The 6,854-nt window shown below is 54.1% G+C and carries 6 protein-coding genes; 2 read left to right on the top strand and 4 right to left on the bottom strand.

Annotated features, from left to right (window positions below; genetic code table 11):
• Positions 1 to 105 precede the first annotated feature (105 nt).
• The 4 genes from P2081_RS16540 to P2081_RS16525 form a co-directional block, all read right to left on the bottom strand.
• Positions 106 to 291, bottom strand: coding sequence for an EF-hand domain-containing protein (locus P2081_RS16540; RefSeq protein ID WP_278923966.1), 186 nt, complete (start codon positions 289 to 291; stop codon positions 106 to 108).
• 604 nt (positions 292 to 895) lie between these two features.
• The gene (locus P2081_RS16535) at positions 896 to 1,396 is read right to left on the bottom strand and encodes a hypothetical protein (protein ID WP_278923965.1); all 501 of its coding nucleotides are present in this window, start codon (positions 1,394 to 1,396) and stop codon (positions 896 to 898) included.
• On the bottom strand, positions 1,393 to 2,151 hold the full coding sequence (locus tag P2081_RS16530; protein ID WP_278923964.1) for a response regulator transcription factor: 759 nt from the start codon (positions 2,149 to 2,151) through the stop codon (positions 1,393 to 1,395). Before P2081_RS16530 ends, P2081_RS16535 begins: the two co-directional genes overlap by 4 nt.
• A 618-nt stretch (positions 2,152 to 2,769) precedes the next feature.
• Positions 2,770 to 3,396 carry a hypothetical protein gene (locus P2081_RS16525; protein WP_278923963.1) on the bottom strand — a complete coding sequence of 209 codons (627 nt, stop codon included), beginning with the start codon at positions 3,394 to 3,396 and terminating at the stop codon, positions 2,770 to 2,772.
• Here P2081_RS16525 and P2081_RS16520 point away from each other — a divergent pair.
• Together P2081_RS16520 and P2081_RS16515 are read left to right on the top strand one after the other, a co-directional pair.
• Positions 3,388 to 4,641, top strand: a complete 1,254-nt coding sequence (locus tag P2081_RS16520) for a hypothetical protein (RefSeq protein ID WP_278923962.1) — start codon at positions 3,388 to 3,390, stop codon at positions 4,639 to 4,641. The genes P2081_RS16525 and P2081_RS16520 overlap by 9 nt on opposite strands.
• Before the next feature lie 150 nt (positions 4,642 to 4,791).
• Complete coding sequence (locus P2081_RS16515; RefSeq protein WP_278923961.1) at positions 4,792 to 6,840, top strand: type I secretion protein ATPase; 2,049 nt, start codon at positions 4,792 to 4,794, stop codon at positions 6,838 to 6,840.
• Positions 6,841 to 6,854: the final 14 nt, after the last annotated feature.

Genomic DNA, 6,854 nt, shown 5'->3' with positions numbered 1-6,854 from the left:
CAGCTTCCTGCTCCTTGATCATTTGGATGATCTGTTCGTCCGTGAATCTCGTCTTCATTTGTCCGTCCTTCGGTTGGGCGGACTCTACACAAAACTGGAGGAAATTCAGGGGCTCAGGTCAGTATCAATCTGCACAAAGACTTCGGCGGTAAGCTCTGGATAGGCTACCTGAAGTTCTTCGAGGGAGAAGGTGCCATTTCCGTCGGCATCCACGCCAGCGACAGATTCAGCTGCAAGTGGAGATGCGGTCAGAGCTGCGACAGCAACGGCGGCTAGGGAAATCTTGTTCATGTTGTACACTCCATTCATTATTCTGTGTTTTCTTCGGCGCGCCTTCATCTCTACGGGCCGTGAACAAGAGGTAGGCCCGGTATCTACGCGCCTCCAGCCCAGGATGGCAAAGGCCGGATTTCCGGCGCCGTGCCGCCAAAACAGCCATGTGTTGTGTGCGCTTTACTGCCGCTCTTTTTGATTGAGTGTTTTTCCGCCGGCACAGCCCGCCCGATCCTGCGTCTTTTTGCCGATGCAGACCCGTTCTGGGCACAAGACGACCAAATTGGGCGCCCTGCAAAGGGGCTGCGAGTCGCCACTGCCCCCAGTCTCAGCTTTGTCGCTGCCGGGTCATACCCGTGCCCTTCGTTGTCATCCGGCCTCAACCTAGATGCCAGGGTGCAAATGCCTGTCATGGAAGCGAGACATGGATGGCGACAAGCGCAATACAGCGCCAGGTGCCGGTTCTTCCCGGTCAAAGTGCCAAGTTGGTTAGGGTAGGTATCAATCTTCGGTGACGATCACACAGAAAACAATGCAAGCAATATGGCGGTGGACCTGAAGCAAGGATAATTATCCTGCAGATAAATATTAAACCCCAACCATTATCAGGCGGGGTTGTTTTCTAGCTAGGGTAGCCAAAATGCAAAATTGTATTCCAAATGTTTTTATTAATTTCCTTCAGCTCGGATATCGCCGCCTCGATATCTTCTGCAGCCGCATCATTCAGCGGTCTAGATTGTCCAATCTTGAGGGTATCTTTGCGATCCGCAATTCTCATTAATATTGTGTGTGGATTACCGCCTTCGGCGTCAAATGCATAAATGCAATGATTGTATCTGTTGCGTAATGCCGACTGCCGCTGAATGCGACCTGTCAAATCCAAAATAGCACTTCTTTCAACGGCATCAATTTTGTCAAGTTTTGACAGCCGCTCGACCAGATCGATGCGCGCGCGCGTGGTGTTCAATGTCAGGAAAATAACCGTGGCTGTTTCTTTATCCAGACCAGCAAGCCCGGCTATTAAATGAATGAGCAAACTTTCGGTGTTGGTCCAAACATAGTTCAGCTTGCCGACAAGCAAGAGGAAGGCGTCAAAGTTGAGCTGCTTTTCCGCCTCACTCATTGGGTGACCTGCGCGCCCCCCTGGTTTTCAAGGAACCAAACCGCCGCCTCTGTCCTGTTGTGCACGCCAAGCTTGGCGATCACATGGTGGATATGCAATTTTACCGTATGCTCTGACAAACCCAACCGATTTGCGATAAGTTTGTTTTGCTTGCCCTCCGCCACACAGGACAGGACCTCTGCTTCGCGCAGGGTCAATCGAACCCCGGATGCTCCATTGGTCGGCGTGTTGTTCTTCCCTTCTGGCATCCCGCAGGGCGCGGCATGACCATCCCCGGAGCCGTTGTGAATTGGCTTTGCATCCATATTGTGGGCAGAAAAATCGTACAAATCACTTGGAATGAAGTTTTCACCACAGATCAAAAGCCGCAGCACCGTCAACCAGCGATCCATATCGCGATTCATCGGCAGAAACGCGATTCCTCCCGTTGGGCGTTGCCTGCCCACCTGCGTCAGAACCATGCGGGCCAGCTCGGGCTGTCGGAAGGCCAATGCCGTTGTTGCATTGGGAAATCGTTTTTGCAGCTCATCTATTACATCAATAAAACTATGTGCCATAGATTGATTTAGAATGATTGATCGCACCCGATCCGGCCGATCAAACTTGCGAGATAGCAGGTCTTCAATTTTTCCCAGCCGCCTGAACTTAACTGATCCTACACTGATCGTGGCCAGATCAATCGCGTGATCCGAGAAATCATGCGAATTCCCTACGAAAATACAGGTTATCGAATCAATTTTTTCTTCAACGTCCACCCTATGCTCCACTTGCTTACTACGCATCGTGCCTGCATCTAACGGCAATAAAAACTTTCAAAATCAAACCAATATACGGTGATTTTGCGCCCAGCCCTGTAAGAACAACTCTCAACTAGCTTCAGTTTTTTCAAAGTCTCGGGCGATAGCTCACGAATCTCTCAATGCGCCCGGATCTCAAGCATTAACATAAAATTAGCATAATTATATAGCGAAATCGGCATTTCTGGCGATTCTTTGCCGACCGCAACCAATAAGTGAAACCTTGCTTCACACACAACCGTCTCTATCAAACGGATTAGGTTCTCCTCCTCAAACGGATTACCGCCCCCTGCACAGAGACCAGGCCCATTGTGCTGTGAAGGCTAAGCACATCTCCAAAAATCAAGTATTAACAATCAGTAACAAGAAACCCCACTGCTTAAGCCTTTTGGTTGGCTGGTTTTTCAAACCCAGTTTCGCAATGCTGCTGAAGGATGGTTCGGCAACCAGACCACAATTATCCAGTTCGGCATTTCCGCGACCATCGTTTCCAGAATCGAAATAGATAAAGGGGGGGCAAAACGAAAAACAATCATACTTTTTGGTGCCAGGTCAGGACGACTTCATGTCTCAACCTCATGTCCCTGTCGGCGCCACGGACTGAAAATCACCTACAATCCAACCGCAGACCCCGATGATCGCTTTTGAAATGAGTGGCGATCCGGACGATGCATTTTTCGGAGAAACACAATGGGTACGAAAAACAACCTCTTCCAGTTTGGTCCTTGGAACAATGACTCCCAGGATCAGGAACAGGATCAAGCGCAAGCGCAAGCACAGGCCGAACTTCAGGCCCAGCTGCAGGCGCAGGGTCAGCATTCTGATCAGGATCAGGACCAATCTCAATCCAGCGAAAGCTGGAATGGCAACCTGAACGGCAATGGAAATGGTAATGGGAACCATAACGGCAACGGTAATGGCAACCTGAACGCCAACGGCAATGGGAACCATAACGGCAATGGCAATCATAACGGTAATGGCAATCACAATGGTAATGGCAACCATAATGGCAATGCCAACGGAAATGCCAACGGCAATGCCAACCTGAACGCCAACGGCAACCACAACTCCAACACTAATACCAGCGAAACCACCGTTGGTGTCGACATTGATATCGATCTGAGCGGCTATGAGCCAACAGACGATGACTTTGCTGACATTGATCTGGACCATTCCAATGCTGGTGATTTCATCATGGCGCATGGCGACATTGACTACAATCCCGGCAATGATCTGGATCTGGACGACATGTTGAATGACGCGCTGAACGGTGCAGGCAACGATGCCGGAACGATCAACACGCAGTCCAACAACCTGCAAGACAATGATCACCTGAGCAACGTGTCCAACAGCGGCACGATGAACCAGACCAACACCTCTCACGGCGGCTTTGCGAAATCCGAAGACGGCATTGATGCTGACGCAGATGGCGGATCCGGTGGCGGCCATGCCGATGCAAACGGTGGCGTTGCCCTGGGTGGCTTTGGCATTGGTGGCTCTGCTGGTGCAACCGGTGGTGCAAGCGGCAATGGCGGCAACAGCGCGGCTGCTGGCGGCACAGGCGCAAACGGCGGTAGTGCCGCTGCAATCGGCCTGGGTGTTGGTATCGGCGGTGCCGGTTCTGACGCAGATGCCGACGGCGACGACGGGGGCGATGCTGCTTCCATCGGTGCTGGCCTTGGTCTGGGACTTGGTCTTGCCGGGTCGAATGCCGAAGGCGGCGATACCGGTGATGCCGGCGGTGCTGGCGTAGGCGTCGGTGCTGCAGGTGCTGGTGCGGACAGCAGCGATGGCGGTGACGCCGGTGCGGCTGGCATCGGTCTGGGCCTGCTTGGCCTTGGATTGGCCGGGGCTGACGGTGGCGACACCGGCAACGCCGATGCTGATGCACTTGGTGCTGGCCTTGGTGCCGGTTCGGGTGAAAGCGGCAACGGCGGCGACGCTGGTTCGCTCGCGGCTGCTGGCGGTAATGGCGCAGGCTTCGGCGCTGGCGGCAACGCCAACGGCGGTGACGGCGGCGATGCCGCCGCATGGTCTGCTGCGCTGAGCAACGCCCAGGGCAACGGCGGGATCAACCTCGCTGGGGCTGGTGACGGCGGCGACGGCTACGGCGGCCACTCGTGGGGCGGCGATAGCGGCAACGCATTTGGCGGCCACGCAACTGCTGGCGGCGTTCAGTCTGGCGGTGGATCCGGCGGCAATGGCGGCAACGCCACAACCGGCGCCGGTGGTGCTGGCGGTGATGCCGGAATGTGGGGTTCGCACAACGGTGACGACGGGTTCGTAACCGGGGAATCCTTTGCTTCGGCAGCCTCGCAGATCGACACCACGGCGTTTAACCAAAGCATCGTCATGGGTGCCAACGTGCTTGGCAACAGTGTCGACATGACCGTGGTCGGCGGGGGCTTCAGCTCCAGCTATATCGGCGACGACAGCGACGGCGCATAAGCCTTAATCACACCAAGCCGGGCCCAATACATTGGGCCCGGTTCCGTTCCAAAACATCCAACCACAATTGCAGACGGGATTGGTCTGCCAAAAAGCCAAAAAATTTATGAGGTGAGCGGCCATTCAATCGCAGAAATTGGGGCCAGTACAATGTTTGACAAAGTAACCGAAATCGTCGCCCACATGATCGGGTTCTTCCATATTGCGGTAGAAGAGGAACGCATGCGCGATGCCTATGACGACTTCAAAGCGCTCCAATTAGCAGATGCCGAAACAAATGATCTGACCAATATTGTTGTTACGTTCAAGGCCCCCTACACACTCACGGACTTTACCCCCGTTCTGGAATACACCCCGCCGGATTTGGAACAGGTACCCCAATTCTACGGCCCTGATATTCTGAACACTCACCTGCCCTACTATCATCCTTTGGCAGAGGGCGCAGACGAACTGGCATGGGCTGCATCAGGATCGGTTTCCCTGTCCTTCAGCTTCAATCGGCCTCACTTAACGCTGGAGCCTGCGGGCAGCGTTGTGACGATTACGATCCAGAACGCCTGGATGGAAGACAATGACGATCTCTTCATGAACGAAATACCGGCGGATTTTGTTGACCCTGCCGAGTATCTTACCACTTTGCAGAGCATCAATGCGATTGCACAGGCCCTGGGGGTGGTTGCAACCAGCGCGCCGCTGGACTTTAGCAAAAGCACCCTCGACACCGTGAAAGCCCTGCATGAAAGCATGGGTGACACAGATGGCACATCCCGCATAGGTGAAATCGTTACCGTCCAGCACGGGGATGATGCCTACGGCAGCTATGTGAATGGTGAAACCGTCGAAGAAACCCCGATTTTGGACGATATCATGCCGGCCTACTTCCAGGCGGAAAACCCCGATGTCGTGCTGAGCGATGACGCCCCCGAGGACGAGGAAGACCCCGACGCACTGGCAAACACCGATCCCTTCCAGGGGCTCGACGGATCATCGCCCGCCTCCGAACAGTTCGAGATTGATGACGGGCACCATTTGGTAACCGGTGCCAACGTCATGGTGAATGACGCGTCCATTTCCGTGGGCTGGCTTGACGCGCCGGTGATTTCGGTCATGGGGGATGTGGTCGACCTGAACGTGATAAGCCAGGTGAATGTGCTGTTCGAACACGTCACATTGAACGCACAGGCTGGGGCAACGGTCTCTGCCAACTTCAACGTGGCGACAATGTCGCATATCTCTTCACAGCCCGTCACAGACGACGCAGCCATGGCCGAGGACACAGGCGGCGCGCCCACCGGCCTGCCGCAAAACTGGGCGGTTACCCGGATTGATGGCGATATTATCATGGCAAACTGGGTCAGCCAGTTCAGCTTCATGACCGACCATGATCGCGCCGATGTCCAGTTCACCGGGAGCAACACGCAGATCGTGATGGGGGACAACACCATCGTGAACTTGGCCGGTTTCATGGAAATCGGATATGGCTACGATTTGGTGATGATCGGTGGCAACATGATCACGGTCAATCAGATCAGCCAGATGAACGTCGTGATGGATTATGACACCGTCACATTCACAGGCGATGTGCCTTTCGGCTTTTCCGGCGGCGACAACCTGTTGTTCAACGGCGCGAATATCTCAACCACCGGGATCGACAGCTACACGGATATGACCTCGAATTTTGCGAATGCGAGCAATGCATTTGCGAATGGCGCGACAACGATCAACGACAGCGTCGCCCATGATAACGCATTTGCAGGCGATGACATCCTGACCGTTTTGTACATCTCCGGGGATTTCACGACCCTCAATTGGTTGGAACAAACCAATATCATGGGAGATTCCGACCAGGTGCATATGGCACTTGATAATTTCCAAGCACAGACCGGCGCGTCGATAGAGCTGGTGACCGGCTCAAATGCCGCGATCAATACTGCATCCGTAAATATCTATGGCGTGGATTCTGAAGTGCGTGTCGGTGGCGAAGCCTACAGCGACGCCCTTCTTTACCAGGCCAATCTCATCGACACGGATGCAGATCCACTGGGCGTAGAGTTACCCGCGCTTGCCAATGAGGCCGTCGCATTTCTGGCGGAGGGAATGATGAGCCCGGACGGCGAGGCACCGTCTGATGCCGAAATCGTTGCAACAGCCCCCGAATACAGCGGGAACCCAGACATGATGCAAACAATGTTAGCATAATAGAATTGAGTACA

It is taken from the genome of Pseudophaeobacter profundi (genome assembly GCF_029697505.1).
Taxonomy (GTDB): Bacteria; Pseudomonadota; Alphaproteobacteria; order Rhodobacterales; family Rhodobacteraceae; genus Pseudophaeobacter; species Pseudophaeobacter profundi.
Note: the sequence above shows the minus strand (reverse complement) of the source record. Positions and strands in the feature narration are given on the sequence as shown.